The 1,437-nt window shown below is 27.5% G+C and carries 2 protein-coding genes; both read right to left on the reverse strand.

The window, feature by feature from the left end:
• Positions 1-42: 42 nt before the first annotated feature.
• Complete coding sequence (locus I4V63_RS15190) at positions 43-282, reverse strand: hypothetical protein (RefSeq protein ID WP_196002064.1); 240 nt, start codon at positions 280-282, stop codon at positions 43-45.
• 555 nt (positions 283-837) lie between these two features.
• Positions 838-1,437, reverse strand: a 600-nt coding sequence (locus I4V63_RS15730) for an ORF6N domain-containing protein (RefSeq protein ID WP_243280534.1), incomplete at its 5' end; no start/stop codon positions are given.

Consider the following 1,437-nt stretch of genomic DNA (forward strand, 5'->3'; position numbering starts at 1 on the left):
AAAAAAAGAGTTATAAAGCTTTTGTTGCTCCATAACTCTTAATTAATTTTCTATAAATAATTCTTGTGTATCTAGTTCTAAAATATAGATACATCTTTCTAATAATTCTTTTGAGTATCTACCACCATTTACAAATCTATCAATCGTTCTTATTGATACACCTAAATCACATGATGCCATACCTTTAATTGATGTGATTGGTTGTTTATTACCTGGATATATATACGGTTTATACTTTTCTATCATTTTACTTTTGATGTATTTAGTATTTAATTTAATCATAATTAACTCCCTTCAATTTATTTATTATTGTTTAAGTCTTTAAATGACTTTTATTCTAGTAAAAAAAATAGAAGCATTTCTGCTTCTAATAAAACCTATCTTCTCCAGAAGATAACAAAGAAATAATTTTATTACCCATTCTAGGGTTTAACTATCCTTATCTTTTTAATGCTGCCTTAGTTGTTGGAGGTGATTATTATGAGAAATGGAAAAATGATAAATCATAATAAAGCAGCATTAAAAAGATACCTGGCATTAAGCGAAGAATTTAATGTTGAAGAATAACGAACTCAAGCCAGGAATGGAGGAATTTTTTTGTAAAGCCATAGCCTTACAAGTTTATTGAGTAATGTCGATATGTAATTAACAAAAAATATTAGAAATTAGAGGTATAGAACAATTTTAAGTTAATAGTTTTTCTTACATTTAACTTCAATAAAGAGGTAAAGAGTAGCCATCTAACGACTACGCTTATATTATATAATGTACACTCCTAAGCAAATCCACAAGGGTATTTTATAAAAAAATAAGAAGGGCTTAACCCCTCCTATTATCTTACTTTCCTAAAACTTCACAACCCATTTTTGTTACTTCATAGCATTTATTTGTTTTTCCACTACCATCTTTATAGCTGCTTTCTATGAAGTATTTAGCTGGGGGCAAGTTTGCACCTAGTAAAGTTGGAATTATCCCTTTAACTTTTTCTGTTCCTTCTATATCTCTTAAAATATATTTATGTTCCTTCCCATCATTTCCGCCACTTCTCTTGAATTGATAGTTTTTTGTTGATTTAAAATTTGTAAATTGTTCATCTGATTTTATTATTGCCCTCATAGCAAAATATTCATCAATTAACTTATCCATTACTTGCCATTTAATTTCGTTTGTATTATCCATCATTGAAACTAATTTTGTATAACCTCTTTCTGATAATAAGAATATATTATTAGATTTTGATATTTGCATATTAGTAAAATCTAGTTCTAATAATTGTTGGTCATTAGATGACTGACTATTTTTTAAATCAATAAGGTCGTTTTGAGTAAGTCTAGTAATATTTCTATTAATTAACTTATTAATATCTGGAGTGGTTACCCCATGTATTTCCGCTATTGTCTTTGCTAACATAACTTTTTGATTTTCACCAAATCCACC

It is taken from the genome of Clostridium sp. 1001271B_151109_B4, assembly GCF_015670405.1.
Lineage (GTDB): Bacteria > Bacillota > Clostridia > Clostridiales > Clostridiaceae > Clostridium.